Below are 1,073 nucleotides of genomic sequence, written 5' to 3' on the forward strand. Positions count from 1 at the left end.
GGTTATATTGTATTTAAAATGTTCTACATCAAAAGCCAAATCAGGTGCGTGTGCAGATACGCCAGGAATAGCCACTAAAACATCGATGCCAAGTCGGTTAGCATAATCGAATTCGCTACCAGTATGATAGCCTTTGTCATAAATGGCGGTGAAATTATTGTGCCCCAAAATGGTTTTGCTTCGGCGCAACATGCCGCCCATGGCTTTGGAATCATTTTCATTAGTCACCTTGAAATCGATGGGAATGTTATGCAGCGCATCCACAGTGGTTTGTACCGTATAAGCTACTTCCGAAATGTTGTTTCGCGTCATGATTTGACGACTATCAGGATCTGAGGTAGAGATTTGAGTAACGCCGGTAGTATCAATCGTGTTTTGATACCCAATGTATTTTTGTTTTTGAATGGTATGTTTCTTAATCTTTTTTTCGATAATTTGTTTTTCCAGAACATCACCATCTTCTTTAGCTAAAGCCGCGTTATATTCTTGCAGTCTAGCATCGATATAGGCAATGTGACGTTCTATTTTATTAGAATTAAAATTGTTTTTTTTGGAGTTTTGTGCTCTGAGTTTGGTACTGTCTCCAGCGACAAGGCTTCCGCCAATGAGTTCAAAATGGGAGGCTAGTTTTACCGTTGCACGGAAAACGCGAGCAATAGCTTTGGGATTGTTTTTGCGAAAATTAGCAATGGTATTATGATCAGGAACGAGTCCCTTCAAAAGCCACATAAGTTCAATGTTGCGATTGCATTCTTTCTCCAGAGTTCTGGAGGAACGCATGCGATTGAGATACCCGTAAATAAAGAGTTTAAGCAAATCCGAGGGATGATAAGCAGGTCTTCCGTTTTCGACAAAATCGTAAGCAAATCCAAAATCAGTAAGTTTTAAACTATCTACAAAAAGGTCAATAAGCCTGATTTCGTTGTCTTTCCCTATGGAATCATCTATCGATGAAGCAAAAAGCGGGAGTTGGTTTCTGTTGGTTCCGTTGATGAATTTCATATTTAAATGTACAAAAAATCAACGAGTTGAGCAAATAATTTGAGCGATTTTTAATACAAAAAATTCAAGCA

Annotated in this window: 1 protein-coding gene; it reads right to left on the reverse strand. The window is 38.6% G+C overall.

Going from position 1 to position 1,073, the window contains the following annotated elements:
• Positions 1-1,002, reverse strand: a 1,002-nt coding sequence (locus tag ACFX5F_RS16200; protein WP_379853058.1) for a transposase, incomplete at its 3' end; no start/stop codon positions are given.
• Between the last annotated feature and the right edge of the window lie 71 nt (positions 1,003-1,073).

Source organism: Flavobacterium zhoui, from assembly GCF_042787235.1.
Lineage (GTDB): Bacteria > Bacteroidota > Bacteroidia > Flavobacteriales > Flavobacteriaceae > Flavobacterium > Flavobacterium zhoui.